The following is a 23,262-nucleotide window of genomic DNA, read 5'->3' as shown; positions in this document are numbered from 1 at the left end:
CTATGCCGCCAGAGATCCTCACGCGCCCCGGACTTCCGGCCCGCCCGCTAGCCGATCGACGTATCGCCGAAGGACGTCAGCAGCTTGCGCAGGGAGGCGGCGAGGCGGTCACTCTCCTCGCGGCTCAATTCGCGCAGCATGCGCGCCTCGTTGGCGAGATGGGCGGCCATGTACTCGCGGGTGACCTCGTGGCCTTGCTCGGTGAGCCGGATCCTCACGGTGCGCCGGTCGCCGCCGCTCTCTTCGCGTACGCGCTCCACCAGGCCCTTCGCCTCCATGCGGTCGATGCGATTGGTGATCGCGCCGGAGGTCACCATGGCCGCCTTGAGGAGTGCGCCGGCGGGCAGGGCGTACGGCGGGCCGGAGCGCTGGAGCGTGGTGAGGACGTCCACTTCGCCCAGTTCGAGGCCTCGTTGGGCCGCGAACGTCCTGAACTCCTTGTCCAGTACGCGCCCGAGACGCTGAAGCCGCCCGAGGACCTGCACGGGCCAGAGGTCGTCCTCCAAGTCCGGTCGCTCTTGGACCCATTGGCCGATGATCGCGTCCACCGCGTCGCTCATCCCAGTTTCCTTTCAACGCACGCAATCTCAACGTTAAGAGACTTGACGTTGAGAGGCAGGGCCTGTTTTTATCTCAACGTTGAGATTATCAAGCCTGAACGACAGGAGCTCCCCATGCCCGAGCCCGCTCTCGCGAGGCCCATGAAGCCGGCGGCCCCGGCCAAGGCCGCCCGCCAAGTCCCGGCCCTCTGGCTCGCGCTGCTCGCCACGCCCATCGCAGCCGGCGCCAACAGTCCGGTTCTGATCCTCCCGGAGATGGCCGGCTCGTTCGGGGCACGGCCCGCGTCGGCCACCTGGTTCGTCACGGCGTTCGCGTGGGCGATGGCGGTCGGCACGCCGCTGATGGCGGCCCTGCTGCGCCGCCGCGGCCTGCGCACCACCCTGCACGTGAGTACGGCCATGGTCCTGGGCGGAACCCTGCTCGTGGCCCTCGCGCCGTGGATGGCGCTGGCCCTGCCGGGGCGGGCGGCCCAGGCGGTGGGCGGCGCGGGGCTGATCACCTCGGCCATGAGCCTGGCGGGTTCGGTCCGCCGGATGGGGGTCATCACCGCGGGCTTCGGAGTCCTCGGCGCGGTAGGCCCGCTCCTCGGTTCACTCATCGCAGACGCGCTCTCCTGGCGCGCATCGCTCGCGGTCTCCGCACTGGCGCTGCTGGCCGTCCCGGCCGTGACCCGCACCGCCCCGCGCACACCCCCCGCCACGACCGCCCCCTTCGACGCCCGCGGCGCATCGCTCCTGGTGGCACTGGCAACCGCGCTGGTCTTCATCCCGCACCACCCGCTGCCGGCGGCCGGTTCGGCGCTCGCGGTGGCCGCGCTCCTGACCGCCCATGTCCGCGCCCGCCCCGACGGCTTCGTCCCGGCCACGCTCCTGCGCACCCCGGCGTTCCTTTCGGCCGCGCTGCTCGCCTGCGCCCTGGCGACGTCGTACTTCACCCTCCTCTTCGCGATCCCCCAGCTGCTCGCCGCCCGTACGCACTGGTCGACCGCCACCATCGGCACCGGCCAGCTGCTCGCCCTCCTGACAGGTTCGTTCCTCTCCCTCGCCCTCGCCGCGGTCTCCGCCCGGCTGGGCCGGCGCAGGGTCCTGACGGTGCTGATCACCCTGGGCGCGCTGGCGCCGGTGACGGCCGCCGTGAGCCCTTGGGCGCCGCTGCTCCTGCTCGTAGCCGCGATGGCCGTCTTCACGGCCACGGCGGGCAACGCCACCCTCGCGGTGTACGCGACCCAGGCCGCCCCCGACTCCCAACGCCCCACGGCGATCGGACTGTTCATCCTCTGCTACCAGCTGGGAGGCGCCTTCGGCCCGGCGATCGCGGCACTGATCACGCTCACCTGACCTGGGCGGGCGACGCGTCGTTTGCACCACTATGTGGGAAAATGGAACGGACATGTCACCACGGCCCGACGTGGAGGTGGATCATGGGGCAGGCACGTGAAGTGATGGACCAGCTCACCGAGGCGCTCACCACGGGTACGGACCTCAAAGCCGTCATGGAGTGCTTCGCAGAGGACGCGGTGGCCGTTACGCCGGACGGCGAGATCCGGGGCCGGGAGAACATCGGCGAGTACTGGCGCCAGATGACGGACGCGATCCCGAACAGCGAGTACGAGTCGACGTACAAACACGAGTCGGGCAACACGGCGATCGACGAGGGATTCTTCCACGGAAAGAACACCGGTCCGCTGGTGTTGCCTTCCGGGGAAAGTCTGGAGCCGACCCAGAAGGACGTCCGGGTACGGGGGTGCGACATCGCGACCGTCGAGAACGGCAAGATCGTCAGCTACCGGCTCTACTTCGACCAGCTCGACTTCCTCGGCCAGCTCGGCCTCCTGCCGAACGCGCCGGTCTGAGGCCCGGAGGCAAGGGCCTTCTCAGCGGCGGCTCTTGCGGCTCTTGCGGGCCACGTAGTAGACGTTGAGTACGTCGCCCTCCACCTCGCGCACCTCGACGTCGTCGAACCCTGCCTCCGCGAGCATCTGCAACGCCCGCTGCTTGCCCCACACCGTGCCCAGGCCCGCGCCGCCCTCGCCGAGCGAGACGGTCATGCAGTAGAAGACCGAGAAGGTGTAGAGGGTGGGGCCGAAGGGGTGGTCGATGTTCTCCTCCAGCTTGCTGGAAGCGGCGATGTCACCCATCAGGAACACCCCGTCGTCCCGCAGCGCGCCGGCCACGGCCGACAGAGCGCGCTCCGGCCGCGCCAGGTCGTGGATCACGTCGAAGGCCGTGATCAGGTCGTACGTCCCGGCCAGGTCGGCGGTGTCGGACACGACGAACCGCGCGTTGTCGAGCCCGAGCAGCTCCGCCTCCTCCCGCGCGGCCGCGATGCCCGTATCGGAGATGTCCAGGCCGAGGAACTGACTGGCGGGGAAGGCCCGGGCCAGCAGATTGACGGCGTGCCCCTGGCCCGTACCGATGTCCAGTACGTCGATGCCCTCGCTCAGCCGCTCCGTGAGTCCGGGCGCCAGCGGGATGATCGTGTCGACGAGCACGGCGTCGTGCACCCGCGCCGTCTCCTCGGCCTGGAGCTCCTGGAAGCGCGGATACGCCGAGTACGGAACGCCGCCGCCCCGGCGGAACGCGTCGAGCACCTTGTCCTCGACGTTGCCCAGCAGCGCGAGGTCCTGCATGAAGGAGGCGAGGTTGTCGGGCCCGGCGGCGCGGGTGAGGGAGGCGGCGTGCTCCGGCGGCAGCCGGTAGGTGCCGCCGGCGGGGTCGTACTCGACGAAGCCGCCCACCGTCATCCCGCCGAGCCACTCCCGTACGTACCGCTCGTCGAGCCGGGTGGCCTCGGCGATCTGCAAACTGGTCGACGGCGGCAGCCCGGCCATGACGTCGAAAAGCCCTGTGCGGTGGCCGAGGCTGCACAGGTATCCCAGACACGAATCGTTGAGCACGTGGAGCATCCGCTCCGCGAACTGCTCCCGCCGCGCGGGGTCCATCGTCTGCTCAGTCGTCATCGCGGTCGCATCCTTGTCGGTTCCACTCGCACACCACGCCTGGCTCCGCTGTCCGTGCTCCTGACCATGCTCCGCCGGTTCGGCCACGGTCTCCACTCGACGGCGTTCACCTGAATGCCCCGGTCACCTTGATTCCCGCGTCCACCACCCGTCGCATGGAGTGCGGGACACGGGCCCACCCGGGGCTCGCCGCAGGAAGGGCGCCATGTACGTACGCACCACCTACGCGACAGGTGATCCGGCCAAGCTCGACAGCGTGGCCGAAGCGCTCAGCACTGAAGCACCCAGGCTGCTGTCGGAGCAGCCCGGCTACCGCGGGATGGGCCTGTTCGTCGACCGCGAGCTCGGCAAGCTGCTGGTGGGCTCGTGGTGGGAGGACGAAGAGAGCCGACGGGCCAGTGACGAAGCCCTTCGCGCGCGCCGGGCGGAGTTGATCGCACCGTTCGCCCAGTCCGCGGCTACGGACAACTGGGAGGCGGCCGTCGTCAGTCGTCCCGAGGCGCTGGAGCCCGGTGCGTGGTTCCGGCTGGTCCGTCTGGAGTTCGAGCCGCCCGACGCGGACCTGCTGGTGGAGACGTTCCGCGACACCGCGCTGCCCAAGCTCCGGGGCATTCCCGGCTTCGCGGGCGGCTCGCTGCTCATCGACCGCGCCAAGGGCCGGGCCACTGTGGGCGCGTTCTACACCGACCGCAACGCGCTGGTGGCATCCCGCAGCGCCGTCGCGGCGGTCCGTGCCGAGGCCACCGCGAAGGCACGCGTGATCACCCGGAGCATCGAGGAATTCGAGGTGGTTCTCACCCAGGTAATCCGCCCGTCCTGACCGTCCCGACCCGAACCAAACATGAACCGAGGAACCGAGATGGCAATTCTGGTAATCAACCAAGGCGCCGACTGGACCAAGGATCTCTACCAGGCGACTTTCGACCGGGCAATCCCGGACCGTACGAACCCTCCGGCCGGCCTCATCTCCCACGTGGGGGCGCCCGGCGAGGGCGGTGGCTGGCAGGTCATCGACGTATGGGAGTCGGAAGAGGCGTTCCGCCGCTTCCTGGAGGAGTCGGTCAAACCCGCCGCACAGGAGCTGGGAGCGCCGCCGTTCGAATCGAAGGTGGTCGAGGTCTACAACTCCCTGATCCCGTAACGATCAGTAGTGACAGCGTCCAGCACATGGCGCCAAACGTGCACGTCGGAAGGGGCACGTTTGCCAGCTCGGCAGCGTGGTGCTGTTTCATTCGCTCCCACGTTGAAACGGAATGTCTGCCCGCCGATCCAGACCTGCGGCGGAGCCGCACCACCGCCCTGACCAGGCATTTCTCCGTTGGCGTGCGTTGAGTCCCGACGGTCCCTTATGGGTGTCCTGCGGACTCTCTGCGGACTGGCCGGGTGTGCCGAGGCAGAGAAATCCATGGCACACCGGCGGGACCTGCAACGAGACTGCGCGGGTGAGCGACTCCTACCCCTGTCCCTGCTGCGGGCACCGCGTGCTCGACGACATGCCCGGCTCCTACGAGATCTGCCCCGTCTGCTTCTGGGAGGACGACGGGGTCCAGTTCCGCTGGCCGACCATGGACGGCGGAGCGAACAAGGTCTCCCTGATCGAGGCCCAGCTCAACTACCAGGACTTCGGCGCCTGCGACCAGCACGGCCGGCAGTACGTCCGCCCTCCGGTCGAGGACGAGCCGCTCGACCCTGCCTGGCGCCCCATCGACCTGACGCGCGACTCCTTCGAGGACTGGGAAGCCGAGGACCGCACCCCGTGGCCCGATGACCGCTCGGTGCTCTGCTGGTGGCTCCCCACCTTCTGGCGTCGCGACCACCCGGCAGCGTCATGACGTCCCCCATCGAGGCCCTCGTCCAACAGCTCGACGGTGACGATGACGCCTCGTACGGCGCCCGTGCGCAGCTGATCGGCATCGGTCGTGACGCAACCCTCACGATCGCCGACGGACTGCCGACCCTGGGCAGCTTCGGCCAGCTGACCGCCATCGAGGTCTTCGAAGCGGTCGCGGACCCCCGCTGCGGCCCCGCCCTGATCGCCCTACTGGACAGCGACGACCCCACTGTCAGGGAATGGGCGGCGATGGCCCTGGCGAACCTGGAGATCGACGACGCCGTGGAGCCCCTGCGCCGCGCCTACCGCGCCTGCCTGGAACGGGCGTCCCCACCGGACTGGAGCGAGCCCGTCGGCATCCGCTGGGCCCTCACCGAACTCGGCGCCCGCACCCCCATCGTCCCCCCGCTCACGGCCCGCCTGGGCAACACCGCCGACCCCGAGAGTCCCGGCTGGCCCTCGACACACTTCGAAGAGGTGATCAACGACCTCGCCGACCACGGCCAGGTGATCCTCTACTCCCAGTTCCGGCGAGTGGAGGGCGAGCGGACGCACGACGTCTCCTACACCGCCCCGGACTGGCAGCCGGACTGGACGGCACCTTGGGAGGAACTGGTCGAAGAGACACGCACGCAGTCTCTGCTGGAAGCCTCCGAAACACCCGTCGGCGGGTACGTCTTCGTCGACATCACATGGATCGACCGCACCGACCTGCACCCGGAAAGCTGACCCCGTGTCGTTCCAGCACCCCGACGAGACCGGCTACGGCTACGTGATCAAGCGCTACGTAACGAGGAAGGACTCGGACCACCCGCGCTACCTCGAACTGAACAGCCGTCGTGTCCTGCGGCCGGGGTGACCGCACGCCGAACGCTTCGCCCGCCACCTGATCGACGACGCGGCCGCTATCACCGACGCCGAGCTGGAGCCCTCCTCGCCTACGAATGGCGCTCGCGCCTCACCGCCGCCTGGCTGATCGGCGTAGCCCGGCGCACCTCGTTCCGCGAATGCATCGGCGACCTGCTCCTGGCCAGCGAGGTCGGCCACTCCGGCTGCGGCTACTGCTTCGCCCTGGCCCGTTTCGGCACGCACGCGGACGCCGAGATCCTCACCGCCTACCTCGACCCGGTACCCACCCCAGACCGATCTCCGCTACGACCAGCCCCAGGCCCTCGGCGCCCTCCTCCGCCTCGACGCCCACCTCGGCACCCACCACGCCGACCGCTTCACCCAGCCCACGGCCTCTGGGACCAGTGGGTCCAAGCCCTGGCCCGCCTCCGCGACCACCCCGCCTACTCCCCGAGCGAGCAGCGCCGCTGGACCGACCTCCACTGCGACTTCGCAGACGGCTGGTCCTGCCCGTAGTCGGGGTGTAACCGCCCCCGAGCCCTGGTCTTCAGCCAGCTCGACGTTCCAACCAACCGATGGCTCGCTCCATACGCCTCCCTTCTGACACAAAACGGGCTCCGGCAGCAGCTCGGGCAGGGACTGGTCACGAGAGAAACGCCCTCGATGGGGAATGAACTCCGAACGCTCGCGAGCAGAGGACTCCGGATGGGGCATTGATCGAATTACGGCAGACGCCACCTTCAGGCTTCTCTCCGACGATGCAAATGTCGGCTTCCGCGTGGTGAACCGCCCGGTTTCGAAGTAGGCATTTCCATGGCCAGAACCGTCGGCGGTTCCAAGGCCCTGCGGACTCTGCGCGGACAGCAAAGGCCGCCAAACCCGCTCCACCGCGGGTCAGACGGCCTTTCGTTGATCGTTTAGACGTTGAAGCGGAACGTCGAGCGCAAAGCTGCCACCTGCGAAAACGTCGTTTTCGAGAGGGCCGTCCCAGCACCACCCCAGCACGGGAGGTTCGTCCCAGCACGGGCGTCGATCAGGCCGCTGACGCGAAGGCTGATGCACCGACCGTGACGGCTCCCTTTGATCGCTGCCAGAGCCCACTTCGCGTCGCCACTACCCCTCAACGCCTCCGGGCGCCCCACGAAGTGGGGCTGCTGGCGTCGCCCTCACAGAGCCGGAAGAAGACGCTCTGGCCACGGAGTTCATCGGGTCCCTGCGTCCCGGCACCGCCAGCCCTGCCTCATAGGCCGTGATCACCGCCTGGATGCGGTCACGGAGGCCGAGCTTGGCGAGAATGTTGCTGACGTGGGTCTTCACGGTGTGTTCGCTGATGACCATGGTTGCGGCGATCTCCGGATTGGTGAGGCCGCGGGCGAGCAGGCGCAGGGTCTCGGTCTCGCGCGAGGTGAGGGAGTCGAGGCGCGGGTCGGGAAGCAGCGGCACCGCGGCGGGTGCGCCGGTGCAGTGGGCGATGAGCTTTCTGGTGACGGAAGGCGAGAGGAGGGAATCGCCCTCCGCGACGACCCGGACCGCGTGGGCGAGATCGTCGCGCCGGACGTCCTTGAGGAGGAAGCCGCTCGCGCCCGCGCGCAGCGCCTCGAACACGTACGCGTCGAGGTCGAAGGTGGTCAGGATGATCACGCGGGTGGCGGTGGTGGCGCAGATCTCGGCGGTGGCGGTGAGGCCGTCCGTACCCGGCATACGAATGTCGAGCAGTGCGACGTTCGGGGCGTGGGCCCGTACCGCCGCGATCGCCTCGGCGCCGTCGGCGGCTTCCGCGACGACCTCGATGTCCGGCTGGGAGTCCAGGATCATCGCGAAGCCGGCCCGGACCAGTTCCTGGTCGTCGGCGACTACCACGCGCAGCGGCCCGGCCGCCGTACCCCCGCTCATGACTGAGGGAGGAGCGGGAGGCGGGCGCGGACCCGGAAGCCGGAGCCGTCGGTACGGGGACCGCATTCGGCGGTTCCGCCGCACGAACGTGCACGTTCCCGGATGTTGATCAGGCCGTGGCCGCCAGAGGGGAGGGAGCGGGCGGGCCGCTGGCCGGTGGCCGCGCCGTCGTCGGTGATGTCGAGTTGCACGATGCCTCGGTCTTCCTGCCAGTGGAGGTGAAGCCGGGCACGGTCGGTGCCCGCATGCCTGACGATATTGGTCAACGCCTCCTGGGCGATGCGGAATGCAGCGGTCTCCACGTGCGGGGCGAGCGGACGGTGGCCGGCCCCGTCGGGCCGCGGGTACTCGACGGTGATTCCCGAGCCGTCGGTCTGCGTGCACTCGACCGTGAGGCCCGATCCGGCGGTCAGGACGGGCAGGTCGGCGAGAGTCGGCTGAGGAGTGCGCTCGGGCTGTGGGGCCCGGTCCGGGTCGAGCACCTCGAGGATCCCTCTGAGCTGCACCATCGCATCGCGTCCCGCACCCGCGATGGCGTCGAAGGCGCGCTCGGCGCGAGCCGGGTTCGTGGCCAGGACCACAGGTCCGGCCTCGGCCTGGACGACCATCAGGCTCACCGCGTGGGACAGGATGTCATGCATGTCCCGGGCGATTCTGGCGCGTTCGGCGAGTGCGGCCTTCTCGGCTTCCGCCTGACGCTCGCGCTCCAGCCGTTCGGCGTGGGCCCGGCCGGCGGCGGCCGCCCTGCCGAGCGCGTAGGCCGCGACGCACAGCACGCTCATCCGCAGTCCGGATTCGGAGGAGGCGAGCGCGAAGCTGCCGAGTACGGTCGCAGCGACCACCGTGTTACCGGCCCACCGCCCCGACCGCTCGGCGACCGAGTGGATCGCAACCAGGGCTGCGTACCAGACCGGTTGGGACGGCACCTCGCCGACGTAGTCGTAGCTACTGGTCGCCGCGAGGCTCACCATCAGTACCGGTACCGGGTGGTTCCGCCGCCAGTACAGCGGCGCCGCCGAGGCCAGTACGACCAGGACGCCCCACCCACTCCACGGTCCGCCGCCCCCGCCGGCCCGCGCGGCGAAGGGCCAGAGCTGGGCGGCGGCCACGAGGGCCACGAGCCCGGTGTCGACCGCGCGCGGGGACAGGGCGCGGAGCCGCCCCCGTATCCGGTCCGCACCCGCGCCCATGTCTCTCCAGATCACCGCTCCCCCAGTCACAGCTCCCCCTGACGCGTCACCGCGCACCGGCCACCGCCGGGCGCCCCGTGCCACGGTCGTCCGCCGTACCGGAGGCGGCCTGCCGCGACTCCATCACCCGCGCGATCTGCACGAAGGAGACGGACAGTAGCAGCGCCCCGACCGGGATCAGGTCCTTGTCGGCCAGCGGCATCACCAGGTCGGCGAGGACCAGGAGCGCCGTCCACGTCTTGACCACCCGGACGACGGCCAGCCGCACGATGAGGGCGAGCATCCCCACGTAGAAGAGGTACGGGCCGAAGTCGTAAACGACCGGTGCCACGCCCGGCACTTCCGAGGCCCGTTCCGTGAACAGGGACATCTCCAGGTGGTCCGCGGACACCGCCCCCGCCACCAGGTCGATCCCGAACTGCACCAGGAGGACGGCGGCTCCGGCCGTCGCCGTCCAGTGCGCCACCGCCGCGACGCGGTCGCTCGACGGGGCGAGCACCCTCAGCCAGCGGAACACCACCGCGAAGAGAACCAGTGCCGCGCAGAACGCCAGATGCCCGAGGGTCCAGGCGGGGCCGGGGCCTCGCTCGCCGTCCAGACCGTCCGCGATCCGGAACAGGCCGTAGGTGAAAGTGAGCGCGGGTACCGCGAGCATGACCGTACGACGGTTCATCATGAATTCCCCAACTCCAGGATGGCCGCGGGGCTTCGGTGTGCCCGGCGGGAACATCACTCATCCTGGAGCGTCCGGCTTCCTGGCGGATCGCCGGAGCGAGGGGTCTTCGCCCTCCTCCGCGCGACGGATACGTCGTGGGATACGGCGCATCACAAGACGGAGATAGGGCCGCGTCCTTGGGGTGCACGGACACTCCGAAGACGCCGCGTGGTGAATCACGCTAGTCGCATGCACTTCGCCCTGCCGTTCAACGGTCAGTAATGGTAACGAGCGGCGAGGATGACGATCTCTTTGTCGGTGACTAGGTAGACGAGGCGATGCTCGTCGTCGATCCGCCTCGACCACGCCCCGGGCAAGTGGTACTTGAGCGGCTCGGGCTTGCCTATCCCCGTAAAGGGATCACGCTTGACGTCCGCGATGAGCTTGTTGATCCGAGCGAGCATCTTGCGGTCGTTCTTGAGCCAGGACGTGTAGTCCTCCCAGCCCTGATCCTCGAAGACAAGCCTCACGCAGCACCCGCACCAGGATCTGCCGCATCCGGATCGATCAGCTCGCGCTCCGACACGTTGATGTTGCCCAGGGCGTTCTCGTACGCCTTGAGGAGTCGCCGTGCGTTCGCGGGCGAACGGAGCAGGTACGAGCCCTCGCGCAGGGCAGCGTAGTCCTCGGCCGAGACGAGCACCGCGTTGCCGTGCTTGGAGACGATCTCGATGGCCTCGTGATCGTCGTTGACCTTCTTGATCAGCGGAAAGAGAGCCTTGCGGGCTTCGCTCGCAGTTATGGACATGGACTGACTCCCTACATCAAGTGGTACCCAATAACGTACCACTCGCGGCCACCTCGAACGAGGCACAATCAATGACGGGCCATCAGGAAACTCAGCACCATCCCAGCACGGGAAACAACGAGGGGCCGACCCCAGAGGAGCCGACCCCACCTGACCTGCATGTTTGCCAGGCGGCAAAAGTAGTGTTATGTCATCCGCTCACACGTTGAAGCGGAACTCCACCACGTCGCCGTCCTGCATGACGTATTCCTTGCCCTCCATGCGGGCCTTGCCCTTTGCGCGGGCCTCGGCTACCGAACCCGTCTCGACCAGGTCGGCGAAGGAGATGACCTCGGCCTTGATGAAGCCCTTCTGGAAGTCGGTGTGGATCACACCGGCGGCCTCGGGGGCCGTCGCGCCCTTCTTGATGGTCCAGGCGCGGGTCTCCTTGGGGCCTGCCGTCAGGTAGGTCTGGAGGCCCAGGGTGTCGAAGCCGACGCGGCCGAGGGTGGCGAGGCCGGGCTCTTCCTGGCCCATGGACTGGAGCAGTTCCAGGGCCTCGTCGTCGTCGAGCTCGATCAGCTCGGACTCGATCTTCGCGTTGAGGAAGATCGCCTCGGCGGGGGCGACGAGCGCGCGCTGCTCGTTCTTGAAGTCCTCGTCGACCAGCTCGTCCTCGTCGACGTTGAAGACGTAGAGGAACGGCTTGGTGGTGAGGAGGTGGAGCTCGTGGAGGAGCTGCCCCTTCTCCGTGCCCGCGGTGATGCCTGCCGCGAAGAGCGTGGTGCCCGCTTCGAGGATCTTCTGGGCTTCCTCCACCGCTGCCAGGACCGCGACCTTCTCCTTCTGGAGGCGGGACTCCTTCGTCAGGCGCGGGACCGCCTTCTCCACCGACTGGAGGTCGGCCAGGATCAGCTCGGTGTTGATCGTCTCGATGTCGTCCTTCGGCGAGACCTTGCCGTCGACGTGTACGACGTTCTCGTCCTTGAAGGCACGGATGACCTGGCAGATCGCGTCGGACTCGCGGATGTTCGCCAGGAACTTGTTGCCCAGGCCCTCGCCCTCCGAGGCGCCGCGGACGATGCCGGCGATGTCGACGAAGTCCACCGTCGCGGGGAGGATCTTCTGGGAGCTGAAGATCTTGGCGAGCGTGGCCAGGCGCGGGTCGGGGACGCCGACGACGCCGACGTTCGGCTCGATGGTGGCGAACGGGTAGTTGGCCGCCAGCACGTCGTTCTTGGTCAGGGCGTTGAACAGGGTCGACTTGCCGACATTCGGCAGGCCGACGATTCCGATCGTGAGCGACACGTTGGCGACTTCCTGAAGTGAGGACTGGCCCGGGAGTGGACCGATCCCCCAGTTTACGGGCGGGCGGCATGAGGCCGACGACGGGAGCTGCGGGAGGCTTCGGGGGGCGCCGATCGGCCACCTTGCGTCGAACGCAGGGCCAAGGTCGGCCAAAGGGCGTGTCCTGCGCCTGATTCATCCCACCCTGCGACCTACGTTGTCCAGGTGGAGCAACACAGGGCACGTCCCCCTCGTCCCCAGCAGCGGTCGCAGACCCCCCTGCTCCCCTCGGGCGGGTCCGCCGACGCCGCCGCCGTCTACCGGGTGGCGGCGAGACCGGCGCGTCCCGTGCCGCCCGTAGTGCTGGCCCTGCGACGGCTGCCCAATCCGCGGCTCACCGGACTCGGCAGCGGGCTGTTCGCCGCCGCCGTGATGCTGGTGCTCGGCGGTCTCGACCGGCTGCTGTTCGACGGTTCGCCGATCGTGTACGGGCTGCTGTTCCTGCCGGTCAGCGCCCTGACCGCACTGTGGGTGCGACCCGCCGACCTGGTCACCGCGCCGATCGCCGTACCCATCGCCTTCGCCGTCGGCCTCGTGCCGATCGCCGGGGGCGGGAGCGGGTTCGGCAGCCGGATCATGGCCGTGGTCACGGCGCTCGCCGTACACGCGGGCTGGCTGTACGGCGGAACGCTCGTCGCCGGGCTCATCGCGACCGTACGCAAGGTGCGGCTGATGACGCGGCGGCGTGCCATCCAGGCCGCCGCTCAGCGCGCCGCCGCCAGGCGTCCGAGCCCGGATCCCGTGGAGTAGCCCGGGACCGGCTAGGAGGCGGCGCCCGCCGCCATGGCCGCGCCCACGATCCCCGCGTTGTTCTGGAGCTGCGCGGGGACGATCTCCGCACGGATGCCCTCGATCAGGGGGAGGAACTTCTCGGCCTTGCGGCTCACCCCGCCGCCGATGATGAAGAGCTCCGGCGAGAACAGCATCTCCACGTGCGCCAGGTACTTCCGCACCCGGTGCGCCCAGTGCTCCCAGCTCAGGTCCTCGTCCTCCTTGGCCTTCGTGGAGGCGTGCTTCTCCGCGTCCTGGCCGTTCAGCTCCAGGTGCCCCAGCTCGGTGTTGGGCACGAGGTTGCCGTCGATGAAGAGTGCGCTGCCGATGCCCGTACCGAAAGTGAGCAGGAAGACCGTGCCCTTGCGGCCCGCGCCCGCGCCGAACGTCATCTCGGCGACGCCGGCCGCGTCGGCGTCGTTGAGGACGGTGACCGGCAGGCCCAGGCGGTCACTGAGCAGGGCGCGCGCGTCTACGTCGATCCAGCCCTTGTCGACGTTCGCGGCGGTACGGGTGACGCCGCCCGTGACCACGCCGGGGAAGGTGACGCCGACCGGGCCGCTCCAGCCGAAATGGCTGACGACCTCATGGACGCACCCGGCCACGCCGGACGGCGTGGCCGGGTGCGGGGTCAGTACCTTGTGCCGCGGCTGCGCCAGGTCGCCGCGCTCCAGGTCCACGGGAGCGCCCTTGATGCCGGATCCGCCGATGTCCACTCCGAACACGTTCATGGACTCAACGTTACGGTGTGGCACTGACAGTGTCGCCGAAAGTCACTTTCCGGAGAGGCGGGCCGCTTCGGCGCGCAGGTCGCGGCGCAGTTCCTTGGGCAGCGAGAAGGTGATCGACTCGTCGGCGGTCTTCACCGTCTCGACGTCGCCGTAACCGCGCTCGGCCAGCCACTCCAGTACGCCGTCCACCAGGACGTCGGGCACCGAGGCGCCGGAGGTCAGGCCGACCGTCGTGACGCCTTCCAGCCACGCCTCGTCGATCTCGTCGGCGAAGTCCACCAGGTGCGCGGCGGGGGCGCCGGCGTCCAGGGCGACCTCGACCATGCGGATGGAGTTCGAGGAGTTCTTGGAGCCCACGACGATGACGAGCTGCGCGTCCTCGGCAAGCTTCTTCACCGCGATCTGACGGTTCTGCGTGGCGTAGCAGATGTCGTCGCTGGGAGGCGAGAGCAGGTTCGGGAACTTCTCCTTCAGCGCGTCGACCGTCTCCATCGTCTCGTCCACGGAGAGCGTGGTCTGGGAGAGCCAGACGACCTTCGACTCGTCGCGTACGGAGACGTTGGCGACGTCCTCGGGGCCGTCGACCAGGGTGATGTGGTCGGGCGCCTCGCCGGACGTGCCGATGACCTCTTCGTGGCCCTCGTGGCCGATCAGGAGGATGTCGTAGTCCTCCTTGGCGAAGCGGACCGCTTCCTTGTGGACCTTGGTCACCAGCGGGCAGGTCGCGTCGATCGTCGCGAGCTTCCGCTCGGCGGCCTCCTCGTGCACGGTCGGCGCGACGCCGTGCGCGGAGAACATGACGATCGAGCCCTCGGGGACCTCCGCCGTCACGTCGACGAAGATCGCGCCCTTCTTCTCCAGGGTCTGCACGACGTACTTGTTGTGGACGATCTCGTGCCGGACGTAGATCGGCGCCCCGTACTGCTCCAGGGCCTTCTCCACGGCGATCACGGCACGGTCCACGCCCGCGCAGTAGCCACGGGGAGCGGCGAGAAGGACACGACGGGCGGCGGTAGCAGTCATGTCCACCATCGTAAGGCCGCGCCACGCAGGCCAGGGGACGCCGCGGACCGCCTCGGTGATCAAGACTGGACGCCTGGTTCTACGTACGGAGGCGCGATGACCGTAACCGTGAGGGAGACCGAGGGCCTGCGGCGGAGTCTCGGATTCCGCGATCTCGTCGTCTACGGGCTGCTTTTCATCGCCCCCATGGCGCCCGTCGGCGTCTTCGGGACGCTCGACGCCAAGTCGCACGGCGCGGTGGCCCTCGTCTATCTCGTCGCGACGGTCGCGATGGCGTTCACCGCATTCAGTTACGCCCAAATGGTGCGGGTGGTCCCCCAGGCGGGCTCGGTCTTCGCGTACGCCCGCAAGGCGCTCGGTGAGGGCCCCGGGTTCATCGCCGGGTGGATGGCGATGCTCGACTACGTGCTGATCCCGGCGGTCGCGTATCTCTTCTCCGGGATCGCGATGCACGCGCTCGTGCCGGCCGTTTCGCAGTGGGTGTGGACGGCGCTCGCGGTGGTGGTGACCACGGGGCTGAACATGTGGGGCGTACGGGCGGCCGCGCGCGTGGGCTTCGCGGTGCTCGCCATGGAGATCGTGGTGCTGGGGGTCTTCGTGGTGGCCGCCGTCGTGGTGCTCACGCAGGACGGGGCGCGGCGCGGCTGGCTGTCGCCGCTGACCGGCGACGGTTCCATGGGCGGTTTCTCGCTCGCGGCGGTGCTGGGCGCGGTGTCGGTGGCGGTGCTGTCGTATCTGGGGTTCGACGCGATCGCGTCGTTCGCGGAGGAGGTGACGGGCGGGTCGGCGAAGGTCGCGCGGGCGGTGCTGTTCTGCCTGGGGCTCGCGGGCGCGCTGTTCGTGGCGCAGACGTACCTCGCGGCGCTGCTCCAGCCGGTGTCGGCGGCGGAGCTCGCCGCGGATCCGGGGAAGCAGGGGACCGCGTTCTACGACGCGCTCGATACGTCGATCGCGACCTGGCTGGGTGACCTGGTGGCGGTGAGCAAGGCGATCGGGGCGGCGTTCGCGGCGCTGGCGGGGCAGGCGGCGGCCGGGCGGCTGCTGTTCGCGATGGCCAGGGAGGGGCGGCTGCCGCGCGTACTGGCGAAGGTGGACGCCGCGTCGGGCGTACCGCGGATCGCGCTGGGTGTCGCGGCCGTGGTGACGCTGGTGGCGGCGGTGTGGGCGTCCCGGCGCGACGACGGGCTGGACCATCTGGTGTCGGTGGTCGACATCGGGGCGCTGACGGCGTTCGTGCTGCTGCACGCGTCGGTGGTGGGCTGGTTCGCCGTACGGAGGATGGAGGGGCCGCCGGTGTGGTGGCGGCATGTGCTGCTGCCGGTGCTGGGCGCGGCGGTGGCGGTCGCGGTGATCGTGGAGGCGTCGGGCGCGGCGCAGGTGGTGGGCGCGGTGTGGCTGGTGGTGGGGCTGGTGGTGGCGGCCGTGCAACGGGGGCGTCGGACCGGCATGGGTGTCAGTGCTGACGGCTAGCCTTCGTACATGGCTCTGAATACGTCCGCCGACGCCCCGCTGCCGGTCGGTCAGGTCTCGCGCCTCATCGGCGGGTGGATCGACCGGCTCGGCTCGGTGTGGGTCGAGGGGCAGATCACGCAGATCTCGCGCAGGCCGGGCGCCGGGGTCGTCTTTCTGACGTTGCGGGATCCCTCGCACGACATCTCGGTGGGCGTGACGTGCTTCCGGCAGGTCTTCGACCCGATCGCGGACGTGGTGGCGGAGGGCGCGCGGGTCGTGGTGCACGCGAAGCCCGAGTGGTACGCGCCGCGCGGGCAGCTGTCGCTGCGCGCGACGGCGATAAAGCCGGTGGGGATCGGTGAGCTGCTCGCGCGGCTGGAGCAGCTGAAGAAGGTCCTGGCGGGCGAGGGGCTCTTCGCGCTGGACCGCAAGCGGCCCCTGCCGTTCCTTCCGCAGCGCATCGGGCTGGTCACGGGCCGGGCGTCGGCGGCCGAGCGCGACGTCCTGGAGAACGCGCGCCGGCGCTGGCCCGCCGTCCGCTTCGAAGTGCGGAACGTGGCGGTGCAGGGGGTGAGCGCGGTCGCGCAGGTCGTCCAGGCCGTCAAGGAGCTGGACGAGCTGCCGGAGGTCGACGTGATCATCGTGGCGCGCGGCGGTGGCAGCGTGGAGGATCTGCTGCCGTTCTCGGACGAGCAGCTCGTACGGACCGTGTTCGGGTGCCGTACGCCGGTGGTGTCGGCGATCGGGCACGAGCCGGACTCGCCGCTGCTGGACCTGGTGGCCGACGTCCGGGCTTCGACGCCGACGGACGCGGCGAAGAAGGTCGTGCCGGACGTCGGCGAGGAGCTGAACCGCGTCCAACTGCTGCGCGACCGGGCGCTGCGGACCGTACGCGGACTGATGGACCGCGAGGAGCGGGGGCTGGCGCACGCGCTGGCCCGGCCGGTGATGGAACGGCCGCACCGGATGGTGGAGGACCGCGAGGCGGAGGTCGAGGCGCTGGTGGCGCGCAGCCGGCGCACACTGGGGCACCTGCTGGACCGCGCCGACTCGGAGCTGTCGCACACCCGGGCGCGGGTGGTGGCGCTCTCGCCCGCGGCGACGCTGGAGCGTGGGTACGCGGTGCTTCAGCGGGGGGACGGCGCGGTGGTCCGCTCCCCGGACGAGGTCGCGGCGGGCGACGAGCTGCGGGCGCGGGTGGCGGAGGGCGAGTTCACAGTGCGGGTCGCGGAGTGACCTCGTACGCACACATAGGGTGGATCACATGGCACAGACGGACGAAGCGGCGACGACCCTCGGGTACGAGCAGGCCCGGGACGAGCTGATCGACGTCGTACGGCGCCTGGAAGCGGGCGGTACGACGCTGGAGGAGTCGCTGGCGCTCTGGGAGCGCGGCGAGGAGCTGGCGAAGGTCTGCCGGCGGTGGCTGGAGGGGGCGAGGGCCCGCCTGGACGCCTCACTCGCCGACGAGAGCTGAGGGAGGCGGGGGCGGGGGGCGAAAAGCGTTGGCTGTGAAGTGGATCACTGCGGCTCAGTTTTAGTTGAAAGTTAATACATCTTCGCTTACGGTGAGATCACAGCCTGATCCCCTGCACGTCCGGAAGGTAAGCCGCATGTCTCTCGTTCTTGACCCCGCCGCCCAGGACCTCCTCTTCCGTGAGGCCCGCACTGCGAACACCTTCACCGACGAGCCGGTGACCGAGGAGCAGGTCCAGGCGATCTACGACCTGGTCAAGTTCGGCCCGACCGCGTTCAACCAGTCGCCGCTGCGCGTCGTCCTGGTCCGCTCCGCCGAGGCCCGCGAGCGCCTCGTCCCGCTCATGGCCGAGGGCAACCAGCCGAAGACCGCCTCCGCCCCGCTGGTCGCGATCCTCGCCGCCGACAACGAGTTCCACGAGGAGCTCCCGGCGCTGCTGCCGCACTTCCCGCAGGCCAAGGACATGTTCTTCTCGGAGCGCCCGGCCCGCGAGTCGGCCGCAGGCCTCAACGCCGCCCTCCAGGCCGCGTACTTCATCGTCGGCGTCCGCGCCGCCGGCCTGGCCGCGGGCCCGATGACCGGCTTCGACTTCGCCGCCGTCCAGAAGGAGTTCCTGGACGACGACCACACCCCGCTGATGATCGTCAACATCGGCAAGCCGGGCGAGGACGCGTGGTTCCCGCGCTCCCCGCGCCTGACCTACGACGAGGTCATCACCACCGTCTGATCACGACCGCCTCTGATCACGACCGCCGTCCGAATCACGCGTGACGAAGCCGCCGCACCCTCGGGATGCGGCGGCTTCCTCATGTCACTTCAGGACTTCTTCGCTTCCAGCGCCTCGGCCATCTCAGCCAGCCGCTCCTGCGACGCCGTGCCCGTGACCACCGTCGTCACGCCCTTTTCCTCGCGCACCAGCGCGTCGTACTTCGGGCCCTCCCAGCGCTGCCACGTCTCGCCGCCGACCCGCAGAGTCTTCTCAGTCTTCGTCGCCCGCTGGCTGACCTCGTGGACGAACTTCTCCGCCGGCCCGTTCGACTGCTCGACCGCGACGTACTGCCGATCCGGGTCGAGGAAGCCCAGGTGCCAGGAGTTGCCGTCCTGCCGGTCGTACGTGACCGACGTCGGCTTCCAGGTCTCCGGGAGCCCGACGGGGGCTGCCACCGGGTACGGCGCCGCCCGTCGCGCCGTGATGAGCTCGACCCGGTAGTCCACCGGCTTGATCGGGTCCGCCGAGTCGTCATGCGGGATGAACACGTAAACGCTCGCGGCGACGGCACCGATCGCCGCCATCGACAGCATCATGCTCCGGACCGTCTGCTTGCCTGTGCCTTTCATACCTGCCACGCCCCCATGGTCCCCCATGCCCTGTCACCGCCTGCGCGAGGGGCATCTCATCCCGATATGCCGCTCATACGTGCCCCGCTCTGCTCATTTTGTCGACGTACCGATAGAGTCGGCAGCACCCTCTTTACTCCGGCCGTCGCCGTACAGAAAGGTGCGCTCCGATGACCGAGCACCATCTTCCGTCTCAGCTCGAGGTCTCGCCCGAGGCCCCCGACCGCAACCTGGCCCTGGAGCTCGTCCGGGTCACCGAGGCCGCTGCCATGGCCGCCGGGCGGTGGGTCGGCCGCGGTGACAAGATCGGCGCGGACGGCGCAGCGGTGAAGGCCATGCGGACCCTCGTCTCGACCGTCTCGATGAACGGCATTGTCGTCATCGGCGAAGGCGAGAAGGACGAAGCCCCGATGCTCTTCAACGGGGAACGTGTCGGCGACGGCACCGGCGCCGAGGTCGACATCGCGGTCGACCCGATCGACGGCACCACGCTCAACGCCAAGGGCATGCCGAACGCCATCGCCGTGCTCGCCGCCGCCGACCGCGGCACCATGTTCGACCCGTCCGCGGTCTTCTACATGGAGAAGCTGGTCACCGGTCCGGAGGCCGCCGACTTCGTCGACATCAACGCCCCCGTCTCGGTCAACATCCGCCGGGTCGCCAAGGCCAAGAACTCGACCCCCGAAGACGTCACCGTGATGATCCTCGACCGCCCCCGTCACGAGGGCATCGTCAAGGAGATCCGCGAGACGGGCGCCCGGATCAAGTTCATCTCGGACGGCGACGTCGCGGGCTCGGTCATGGCGGTGCGCGAAGGTACGGGCGTCGACATGCTCATGGGCATCGGCGGTACGCCCGAGGGCATCATCTCCGCCTGCGCGATCAAGTGCCTCGGCGGCACCATCCAGGGCAAGCTGTGGCCCAAGGACGAGGCCGAGCGCCAGCGCGCCCTCGACGCGGGTCACGACCTCGACCGCGTACTGCACACGAACGACCTGGTCAGCGGCGACAACGTGTTCTTCGTCGCCACCGGCATCACGGACGGCGAGCTGCTGCGCGGCGTCCGCTACCGCTCGGAGACCGCCACCACGCAGTCCCTGGTGATGCGCTCGAAGTCGGGCACGATCCGCCAGATCGACTCGACGCACCGCCTCTCGAAGCTGCGCGCGTACAGCGCCATCGACTTCGACCGCGCGAAGTAGCACCTGCGCGAGGCAGCACTGTACGAAGCGGTACGAGAAAGGGGCGGCCCCGGCTTCACAGCGGGGGGCGCCCCTTTTTCTCATGTCCTGATCAGCCGGTCAGCCCGCGGCGGCGATCCTGCCCGCCTGAGCCGCCTGGCCCAGCTCCATCTCGCGCCGCCTGCGCCTGGCCAGCACCACCCGGCGCTCGGCCGCGGTCAGGCCGCCCCAGACGCCGTACGGCTCGGGCTGGAGCAGCGCGTGCTCCCGGCACTCGACCATCACGGGGCAGCGCGCGCAGACCCGCTTCGCGGCTTCTTCGCGGGCCAGCCTCGCGGCCGTCGGCTCCTTTGAAGGGGCAAAGAACAGCCCGGCTTCGTCCCGGCGGCACACCGCCTCCGTGTGCCATGGGCCGGCCTGATCCCGGGCCGGCGCGCGCTGCGACGGAACGGCGGCGACCTGCAGGGACTGTTGCGGCGGATGCAGCACGGTCTACTCCTGACGACGGCTTCGGGAGCGAGCAGCGATGCAGCGTTCCCTACCCGCTGTGCGCGCGCCTATGCACAGGGTTTCGAACCGTCTCAGCGGGCGTCAGTGCCCGAGGTGTTTGCGCATGCGACCGCGCAGGTCCGCGATGCGCTTTCCGCGCTTGGGCCTGGCCTCGATGTTGCCGAGCACCGCGTACCCGTTGATCACTACGACCGGCGCCTCGGGATTGGCGGCTTCGAGGGTGTCGACCTCGAAGTTTCCGAAGATCCCGGTGCCGCCGCCGCGCAGCGTGATGTTCTCGGGGACGCGCACCTCGACGTTGCCGAAGATCGAGGTCGCGTTGATCACCGTCAGCCGCTGGCCGAAAAGCGCCTCGGTGAGGTCGATCTCGACGCTGCCGAAGAGCGCGAAGGCGTTCGTCCTGCCGCCGATCCGCCAGCGGCCCTTGCGGGTGGAGCTGCTGAAGACGGCGATCAGGTTCTCCGCGGCGACCGGCACCGAAGGATCGACCGGGTCGTACGCCGCCGAGGCCGGCTCGCGCCGGGCGTCGCCGCCGGGGGCGGGCAAGTCCTGGACCAGCGGCTCCAGTTCGGCGACGGTCTTGGCGCGGTAGACCGAGTCGATACGGTCGGAGTGCTCCTCGGCGGTCAGCCTGCCCTCGGCCATGGCGTCGCGCAGGATGTCCGCGATCCGGTCCCGGTCCGCGTCGGACGCACGGATGGCGGCGGGCTGCTGGGGGTGCTTTTCGAGGTCCACCGCCCCAGCGTACCGAAACGCGATAGATCGCGACTAGTGCGTACGACTGCCAAGTGGGCGCCAACTGAGCCTTACCTCACAGACCGGACGCACCGACGGCGTCTTACGCTGGTGGGCGCGCTGCGCCAATGGAGGCCAGTTGCCGTCTGCCGAGTGAGGAATGGCCGTAATGCCAGAGTTTGCGTACTCCGATCTGCTCCCCCTGGGAGAGGACACCACGCCGTATCGCCTGGTGACCGCCGAGGGTGTTTCCACCTTCGAGGCCGACGGCCGTACGTTCCTCAAGGTCGACCCCGAGGCGCTGCGCACCCTTGCCGCCGAGGCGATGCACGACATCTCGCACTACCTGCGGCCCGCGCACCTGGCCCAGCTGCGCCGGATCATCGACGACCCCGAGGCGTCCTCGAACGACAAGTTCGTGGCGCTCGACCTGCTGAAGAACGCGAACATCGCGGCGGCGGGCGTCCTGCCGATGTGCCAGGACACGGGCACGGCGATCGTCATGGGCAAGCGCGGGCAGAACGTCCTGACGGAGGGCGGCGACGAGGAAGCGCTGTCGCGCGGCATCTTCGACGCCTACACCAAGCTCAACCTGCGGTACTCGCAGATGGCCCCGCTGAACATGTGGGAGGAGAAGAACACCGGCTCGAACCTGCCCGCGCAGATCGAGCTGTACGCGACCGACGGCGGTGCGTACAAGTTCCTCTTCATGGCAAAGGGCGGCGGCTCCGCCAACAAGTCGTTCCTCTACCAGGAGACGAAGGCGGTCCTCAACGAGGCCTCCATGATGAAGTTCCTGGAGGAGAAGATCCGCTCGCTCGGTACGGCCGCGTGCCCGCCGTACCACCTGGCGATCGTCGTCGGTGGTACGAGCGCCGAGTTCGCGCTCAAGACCGCGAAGTACGCCTCCGCGCACTACCTGGACGAGCTGCCGGCCGAGGGCTCGCCGCTCGGCCACGGCTTCCGGGACAAGGAGCTGGAGGAGAAGGTCTTCGAGCTGACGCAGAAGATCGGTATCGGCGCGCAGTTCGGCGGCAAGTACTTCTGCCACGACGTGCGCGTGGTGCGGCTGCCGCGCCACGGCGCGTCGCTGCCTGTCGCGATCGCCGTGTCCTGCTCGGCGGACCGCCAGGCGGTCGCAAAGATTACGGCTGAGGGCGTCTTTCTGGAGCAGTTGGAGAAGGACCCGGCGCGGTTCCTGCCGGAGACGACGGACGAGCAGCTGGATGAAGCCGGGGACGTCGTCAAGATTGACCTGAACCGGCCGATGGACGAGGTGCTGGCCGAGCTCACGAAGTACCCCGTCAAGACCCGCCTCTCCCTCACCGGCCCGCTGGTCGTCGCCCGCGACATCGCGCACGCCAAGATCAAGGAGCGGCTGGACGCGGGCGAGGAGATGCCCCAGTACCTGAAGGACCACCCGGTGTACTACGCCGGCCCGGCCAAGACCCCCGAGGGTTACGCGTCCGGCTCCTTCGGCCCGACGACGGCCGGCCGCATGGACTCGTACCTCGAGCAGTTCCAGGCGGCGGGCGGGTCAAAGGTGATGCTGGCCAAGGGCAACCGCTCGAAGCAGGTGACGGACGCGTGCGGTGCGCACGGCGGCTTCTACCTGGGCTCGATCGGTGGTCCGGCGGCGCGTCTCGCGCAGGACTGCATCAAGAAGGTCGAGGTCGTCGAGTACGAGGAGCTCGGCATGGAGGCCGTCTGGCGGATCGAGGTGGAGGACTTCCCGGCGTTCATCGTGGTCGACGACAAGGGCAACGACTTCTTTACTGAGCCCGCCCCGGCCCCGACGTTCACCTCGATCCCGGTGCGGGGCCCTGGCCTGGCGTAACAGCGCCCTCGCCCCGAGAGCTGCCCTGCCCCCGACCGCGCAATCGCGGTCGGGGGCAGTCGCGTTCTCGCCCGCAGCCTCCTCTACTTCTGTAGAGTCCTCTACAGAAGTAGAGTCCGGCAGAGAGGTCCATCC

At 69.3% G+C, this 23,262-nt stretch carries 27 protein-coding genes and 2 pseudogenes; 16 read left to right on the top strand and 13 right to left on the bottom strand.

Features of this window, described 5'->3' with window-relative positions; all coding sequences use genetic code 11:
• Positions 1 to 47 precede the first annotated feature (47 nt).
• Positions 48 to 560 (bottom strand): MarR family transcriptional regulator, encoded by a 513-nt coding sequence (locus ABZX79_RS27055; protein WP_355262872.1) that lies wholly within the window; start codon positions 558 to 560, stop codon positions 48 to 50.
• A 114-nt stretch (positions 561 to 674) separates the two neighbouring features.
• Here ABZX79_RS27055 and ABZX79_RS27050 point away from each other — a divergent pair, with 114 nt between their 5' ends.
• Positions 675 to 1,898, top strand: coding sequence for an MFS transporter (locus ABZX79_RS27050; protein ID WP_355262869.1), 1,224 nt, complete (start codon positions 675 to 677; stop codon positions 1,896 to 1,898).
• Between the two features lie 83 nt (positions 1,899 to 1,981).
• Positions 1,982 to 2,413, top strand: a complete 432-nt coding sequence (locus tag ABZX79_RS27045; RefSeq protein WP_355262866.1) for a nuclear transport factor 2 family protein — start codon at positions 1,982 to 1,984, stop codon at positions 2,411 to 2,413.
• A gap of 21 nt (positions 2,414 to 2,434) precedes the next feature.
• On the opposite strand, the gene ABZX79_RS27040 is transcribed toward ABZX79_RS27045, so the two are convergent.
• Positions 2,435 to 3,520, bottom strand: a complete 1,086-nt coding sequence (locus tag ABZX79_RS27040) for a methyltransferase domain-containing protein (protein ID WP_355262863.1) — start codon at positions 3,518 to 3,520, stop codon at positions 2,435 to 2,437.
• A 205-nt stretch (positions 3,521 to 3,725) separates the two neighbouring features.
• Between ABZX79_RS27040 and ABZX79_RS27035 the strand changes: the two genes are divergently transcribed.
• From ABZX79_RS27035 to ABZX79_RS27005, 7 genes and pseudogenes are all read left to right on the top strand, one after another.
• Entirely contained in the window at positions 3,726 to 4,340 is a 615-nt protein-coding gene (locus tag ABZX79_RS27035) for an antibiotic biosynthesis monooxygenase (RefSeq protein ID WP_355262860.1), read from the top strand.
• Between the two features lie 39 nt (positions 4,341 to 4,379).
• Complete coding sequence (locus tag ABZX79_RS27030; protein ID WP_355262857.1) at positions 4,380 to 4,661, top strand: hypothetical protein; 282 nt, start codon at positions 4,380 to 4,382, stop codon at positions 4,659 to 4,661.
• 301 nt (positions 4,662 to 4,962) lie between these two features.
• The gene (locus tag ABZX79_RS27025; RefSeq protein WP_355262854.1) at positions 4,963 to 5,352 is read left to right on the top strand and encodes a CPCC family cysteine-rich protein; all 390 of its coding nucleotides are present in this window, start codon (positions 4,963 to 4,965) and stop codon (positions 5,350 to 5,352) included.
• Positions 5,349 to 6,080, top strand: coding sequence for a HEAT repeat domain-containing protein (locus ABZX79_RS27020; RefSeq protein WP_355262852.1), 732 nt, complete (start codon positions 5,349 to 5,351; stop codon positions 6,078 to 6,080). The genes ABZX79_RS27025 and ABZX79_RS27020 overlap by 4 nt, the downstream gene beginning before the upstream one ends.
• 4 nt (positions 6,081 to 6,084) lie before the next feature.
• Positions 6,085 to 6,210: a hypothetical protein gene (locus ABZX79_RS27015; protein ID WP_355262849.1), complete on the top strand. Its 126-nt coding sequence runs from the start codon at positions 6,085 to 6,087 to the stop codon at positions 6,208 to 6,210.
• Positions 6,207 to 6,416, top strand: a pseudogene (locus tag ABZX79_RS27010) (DUF6000 family protein); the annotation flags it as partial. The gene ABZX79_RS27015 and the pseudogene ABZX79_RS27010, both read left to right, overlap by 4 nt.
• A 115-nt stretch (positions 6,417 to 6,531) precedes the next feature.
• A pseudogene (locus ABZX79_RS27005) lies at positions 6,532 to 6,804 on the top strand (hypothetical protein); the annotation flags it as partial.
• A 509-nt stretch (positions 6,805 to 7,313) separates the two neighbouring features.
• On the opposite strand, the gene ABZX79_RS27000 reads toward ABZX79_RS27005, so the two are convergent.
• From ABZX79_RS27000 to ychF, 6 genes are all read right to left on the bottom strand, one after another.
• The gene (locus tag ABZX79_RS27000; RefSeq protein WP_355262846.1) at positions 7,314 to 8,093 is read right to left on the bottom strand and encodes a response regulator transcription factor; all 780 of its coding nucleotides are present in this window, start codon (positions 8,091 to 8,093) and stop codon (positions 7,314 to 7,316) included.
• Positions 8,090 to 9,298 carry a histidine kinase gene (locus ABZX79_RS26995; RefSeq protein ID WP_355262843.1) on the bottom strand — a complete coding sequence of 403 codons (1,209 nt, stop codon included), beginning with the start codon at positions 9,296 to 9,298 and terminating at the stop codon, positions 8,090 to 8,092. Before ABZX79_RS26995 ends, ABZX79_RS27000 begins: the two co-directional genes overlap by 4 nt.
• Before the next feature lie 31 nt (positions 9,299 to 9,329).
• A complete protein-coding gene (locus tag ABZX79_RS26990) occupies positions 9,330 to 9,959 on the bottom strand; it encodes a hypothetical protein (protein ID WP_355262840.1) in 630 nt (209 codons plus the stop codon).
• Positions 9,960 to 10,213: 254 nt separating this feature from the next.
• Positions 10,214 to 10,468 carry a Txe/YoeB family addiction module toxin gene (locus ABZX79_RS26985; protein ID WP_168481211.1) on the bottom strand — a complete coding sequence of 85 codons (255 nt, stop codon included), beginning with the start codon at positions 10,466 to 10,468 and terminating at the stop codon, positions 10,214 to 10,216.
• On the bottom strand, positions 10,465 to 10,746 hold the full coding sequence (locus ABZX79_RS26980) for a type II toxin-antitoxin system prevent-host-death family antitoxin (protein WP_355262836.1): 282 nt from the start codon (positions 10,744 to 10,746) through the stop codon (positions 10,465 to 10,467). Before ABZX79_RS26980 ends, ABZX79_RS26985 begins: the two co-directional genes overlap by 4 nt.
• 198 nt (positions 10,747 to 10,944) lie before the next feature.
• Entirely contained in the window at positions 10,945 to 12,033 is a 1,089-nt protein-coding gene (ychF, locus tag ABZX79_RS26975; protein ID WP_355262833.1) for a redox-regulated ATPase YchF, read from the bottom strand.
• A 204-nt stretch (positions 12,034 to 12,237) separates the two neighbouring features.
• On the opposite strand from ychF, the gene ABZX79_RS26970 reads away from it, so the two are divergent.
• Positions 12,238 to 12,822 carry a DUF6542 domain-containing protein gene (locus tag ABZX79_RS26970; RefSeq protein ID WP_355262830.1) on the top strand — a complete coding sequence of 195 codons (585 nt, stop codon included), beginning with the start codon at positions 12,238 to 12,240 and terminating at the stop codon, positions 12,820 to 12,822.
• 11 nt (positions 12,823 to 12,833) lie between these two features.
• Here ABZX79_RS26970 and ppgK read toward each other — a convergent pair whose 3' ends face one another.
• Positions 12,834 to 13,574, bottom strand: a complete 741-nt coding sequence (ppgK, locus tag ABZX79_RS26965; protein ID WP_355262827.1) for a polyphosphate--glucose phosphotransferase — start codon at positions 13,572 to 13,574, stop codon at positions 12,834 to 12,836.
• A 42-nt stretch (positions 13,575 to 13,616) separates the two neighbouring features.
• Positions 13,617 to 14,606, bottom strand: a complete 990-nt coding sequence (locus ABZX79_RS26960) for a 4-hydroxy-3-methylbut-2-enyl diphosphate reductase (RefSeq protein ID WP_355262824.1) — start codon at positions 14,604 to 14,606, stop codon at positions 13,617 to 13,619.
• Between the two features lie 87 nt (positions 14,607 to 14,693).
• Between ABZX79_RS26960 and ABZX79_RS26955 the strand changes: the two genes are divergently transcribed.
• From ABZX79_RS26955 to ABZX79_RS26940, 4 genes are all read left to right on the top strand, one after another.
• Positions 14,694 to 16,067, top strand: a complete 1,374-nt coding sequence (locus tag ABZX79_RS26955) for an APC family permease (RefSeq protein WP_355262821.1) — start codon at positions 14,694 to 14,696, stop codon at positions 16,065 to 16,067.
• A gap of 9 nt (positions 16,068 to 16,076) precedes the next feature.
• Positions 16,077 to 17,285 (top strand): exodeoxyribonuclease VII large subunit, encoded by a 1,209-nt coding sequence (gene xseA, locus ABZX79_RS26950; protein ID WP_355262818.1) that lies wholly within the window; start codon positions 16,077 to 16,079, stop codon positions 17,283 to 17,285.
• A 28-nt stretch (positions 17,286 to 17,313) separates the two neighbouring features.
• Positions 17,314 to 17,526: an exodeoxyribonuclease VII small subunit gene (locus tag ABZX79_RS26945; RefSeq protein WP_214969643.1), complete on the top strand. Its 213-nt coding sequence runs from the start codon at positions 17,314 to 17,316 to the stop codon at positions 17,524 to 17,526.
• Between the two features lie 136 nt (positions 17,527 to 17,662).
• A complete protein-coding gene (locus tag ABZX79_RS26940; RefSeq protein WP_214969646.1) occupies positions 17,663 to 18,253 on the top strand; it encodes a malonic semialdehyde reductase in 591 nt (196 codons plus the stop codon).
• A gap of 89 nt (positions 18,254 to 18,342) precedes the next feature.
• Here ABZX79_RS26940 and ABZX79_RS26935 read toward each other — a convergent pair whose 3' ends face one another.
• Positions 18,343 to 18,831 (bottom strand): DUF4245 domain-containing protein, encoded by a 489-nt coding sequence (locus ABZX79_RS26935; protein WP_355262962.1) that lies wholly within the window; start codon positions 18,829 to 18,831, stop codon positions 18,343 to 18,345.
• A gap of 203 nt (positions 18,832 to 19,034) precedes the next feature.
• On the opposite strand from ABZX79_RS26935, the gene glpX reads away from it, so the two are divergent.
• Entirely contained in the window at positions 19,035 to 20,066 is a 1,032-nt protein-coding gene (gene glpX / locus ABZX79_RS26930; protein ID WP_214969656.1) for a class II fructose-bisphosphatase, read from the top strand.
• A gap of 99 nt (positions 20,067 to 20,165) precedes the next feature.
• On the opposite strand, the gene ABZX79_RS26925 is transcribed toward glpX, so the two are convergent.
• Together ABZX79_RS26925 and ABZX79_RS26920 are read right to left on the bottom strand one after the other, a co-directional pair.
• On the bottom strand, positions 20,166 to 20,534 hold the full coding sequence (locus tag ABZX79_RS26925) for a WhiB family transcriptional regulator (RefSeq protein WP_355262813.1): 369 nt from the start codon (positions 20,532 to 20,534) through the stop codon (positions 20,166 to 20,168).
• Positions 20,535 to 20,636: 102 nt separating this feature from the next.
• On the bottom strand, positions 20,637 to 21,290 hold the full coding sequence (locus tag ABZX79_RS26920) for a DUF1707 domain-containing protein (RefSeq protein WP_355262810.1): 654 nt from the start codon (positions 21,288 to 21,290) through the stop codon (positions 20,637 to 20,639).
• A 160-nt stretch (positions 21,291 to 21,450) separates the two neighbouring features.
• Here ABZX79_RS26920 and ABZX79_RS26915 point away from each other — a divergent pair, with 160 nt between their 5' ends.
• Positions 21,451 to 23,127 carry a fumarate hydratase gene (locus tag ABZX79_RS26915; protein ID WP_355262807.1) on the top strand — a complete coding sequence of 559 codons (1,677 nt, stop codon included), beginning with the start codon at positions 21,451 to 21,453 and terminating at the stop codon, positions 23,125 to 23,127.
• Positions 23,128 to 23,262: the final 135 nt, after the last annotated feature.

The organism is Streptomyces sp. NPDC002994 (genome assembly GCF_040611155.1).
Taxonomy (GTDB): Bacteria; Actinomycetota; Actinomycetes; order Streptomycetales; family Streptomycetaceae; genus Streptomyces.
The sequence above is the reverse complement of the archived record's forward strand: the minus strand, read 5'-3'. Positions and strand labels throughout refer to the sequence as shown.

Excerpts from the sequence above, each read along its gene's own strand:
- ABZX79_RS26940 (WP_214969646.1), top strand. The coding sequence starts at position 17,663 with ATGTCTCTCGTTCTTGACCCCGCCGCCCAGGACCTCCTCTTCCGTGAG.
- ABZX79_RS26980 (WP_355262836.1), bottom strand. The coding sequence starts at position 10,746 with ATGTCCATAACTGCGAGCGAAGCCCGCAAGGCTCTCTTTCCGCTGATC.
- ABZX79_RS27055 (WP_355262872.1), bottom strand. The coding sequence starts at position 560 with ATGAGCGACGCGGTGGACGCGATCATCGGCCAATGGGTCCAAGAGCGA.
- ABZX79_RS26955 (WP_355262821.1), top strand. The coding sequence starts at position 14,694 with ATGACCGTAACCGTGAGGGAGACCGAGGGCCTGCGGCGGAGTCTCGGA.
- ABZX79_RS26915 (WP_355262807.1), top strand. The coding sequence starts at position 21,451 with ATGGCCGTAATGCCAGAGTTTGCGTACTCCGATCTGCTCCCCCTGGGA.
- ABZX79_RS26990 (WP_355262840.1), bottom strand. The coding sequence starts at position 9,959 with ATGATGAACCGTCGTACGGTCATGCTCGCGGTACCCGCGCTCACTTTC.
- ABZX79_RS27035 (WP_355262860.1), top strand. The coding sequence starts at position 3,726 with ATGTACGTACGCACCACCTACGCGACAGGTGATCCGGCCAAGCTCGAC.
- ABZX79_RS26960 (WP_355262824.1), bottom strand. The coding sequence starts at position 14,606 with ATGGTGGACATGACTGCTACCGCCGCCCGTCGTGTCCTTCTCGCCGCT.
- ABZX79_RS27000 (WP_355262846.1), bottom strand. The coding sequence starts at position 8,093 with ATGAGCGGGGGTACGGCGGCCGGGCCGCTGCGCGTGGTAGTCGCCGAC.
- ABZX79_RS27045 (WP_355262866.1), top strand. The coding sequence starts at position 1,982 with ATGGGGCAGGCACGTGAAGTGATGGACCAGCTCACCGAGGCGCTCACC.
- ABZX79_RS27030 (WP_355262857.1), top strand. The coding sequence starts at position 4,380 with ATGGCAATTCTGGTAATCAACCAAGGCGCCGACTGGACCAAGGATCTC.
- ppgK (WP_355262827.1), bottom strand. The coding sequence starts at position 13,574 with ATGAACGTGTTCGGAGTGGACATCGGCGGATCCGGCATCAAGGGCGCT.
- ABZX79_RS26935 (WP_355262962.1), bottom strand. The coding sequence starts at position 18,831 with ATGATGCTGTCGATGGCGGCGATCGGTGCCGTCGCCGCGAGCGTTTAC.
- xseA (WP_355262818.1), top strand. The coding sequence starts at position 16,077 with ATGGCTCTGAATACGTCCGCCGACGCCCCGCTGCCGGTCGGTCAGGTC.
- ABZX79_RS27020 (WP_355262852.1), top strand. The coding sequence starts at position 5,349 with ATGACGTCCCCCATCGAGGCCCTCGTCCAACAGCTCGACGGTGACGAT.
- ABZX79_RS27050 (WP_355262869.1), top strand. The coding sequence starts at position 675 with ATGCCCGAGCCCGCTCTCGCGAGGCCCATGAAGCCGGCGGCCCCGGCC.
- glpX (WP_214969656.1), top strand. The coding sequence starts at position 19,035 with ATGACCGAGCACCATCTTCCGTCTCAGCTCGAGGTCTCGCCCGAGGCC.
- ABZX79_RS27040 (WP_355262863.1), bottom strand. The coding sequence starts at position 3,520 with ATGACGACTGAGCAGACGATGGACCCCGCGCGGCGGGAGCAGTTCGCG.
- ABZX79_RS26945 (WP_214969643.1), top strand. The coding sequence starts at position 17,314 with ATGGCACAGACGGACGAAGCGGCGACGACCCTCGGGTACGAGCAGGCC.